The sequence below is a fragment of the Priestia sp. 10L35 genome, assembly GCF_056395685.1.
Map to the genome: position 1 here is coordinate 1 of NZ_JBFTKA010000044.1, position 717 is coordinate 717.

Sequence of the window (717 nt, forward strand, 5' to 3'; positions counted from 1 at the left end):
ACAGGATTCGAACCTGCGACCCCTTGGTCCCAAACCAAGTGCTCTACCAAGCTGAGCTACTTCCCGTTYATGGCGCGCCCGAGAGGAGTCGAACCCCTAACCTTTTGATCCGTAGTCAAACGCTCTATCCAATTGAGCTACGGGCGCTTMTTAAAATGAGCCATGAAGGACTCGAACCTTCGACCCTCTGATTAAAAGTCAGATGCTCTACCAACTGAGCTAATGGCTCGAAAAAATGGTGGAGGATGACGGGATCGAACCGCCGACCCCCTGCTTGTAAGGCAGGTGCTCTCCCAGCTGAGCTAATCCTCCAAAAAAAAATCTATATAAGCGCTATAAACAGCGTTGTTTTCATTACTTATAATAGAATGTTCCAAATAAAAAACCCCTATACTCTTTTACAAGAGGTTAATAAGGGTCCTTATCATTGAATTGCCTGGCAACGTCCTACTCTCACAGGGACAAAGTCCCAACTACCATTGGCGCTAAAGAGCTTAACTTCCGTGTTCGGTATGGGAACGGGTGTGACCTCTTCGCTATCGCCACCAGACCTGTATCTCAATAATTAGTTGGTTGCGGGGACAGGATTTGAACCTGCGACCTTCGGGTTATGAGCCCGACGAGCTACCGAACTGCTCCACCCCGCGATGATAAAAAAGCAAAATAAAAATGCCTAGCGATGTCCTACTCTCACAGGGACAAAGTCCCAACTACCAT

The 717-nt window shown here is 47.7% G+C and carries 4 tRNA genes and 1 rRNA gene; all 5 read right to left on the reverse strand.

What is annotated here, in order from left to right:
* Positions 1-70 precede the first annotated feature (70 nt).
* Positions 71-147: transfer RNA gene (locus tag AC1DEF_RS29050), tRNA-Arg, on the reverse strand.
* 9 nt (positions 148-156) lie between these two features.
* Positions 157-229 (reverse strand) — tRNA-Lys (locus tag AC1DEF_RS29055).
* A 7-nt stretch (positions 230-236) separates the two neighbouring features.
* Positions 237-312, reverse strand: a tRNA-Val gene (locus AC1DEF_RS29060).
* 122 nt (positions 313-434) lie between these two features.
* Positions 435-550: ribosomal RNA gene (gene rrf, locus AC1DEF_RS29065) — 5S ribosomal RNA — on the reverse strand.
* 20 nt (positions 551-570) lie between these two features.
* Positions 571-647, reverse strand: a tRNA-Met gene (locus AC1DEF_RS29070).
* Positions 648-717: the final 70 nt, after the last annotated feature.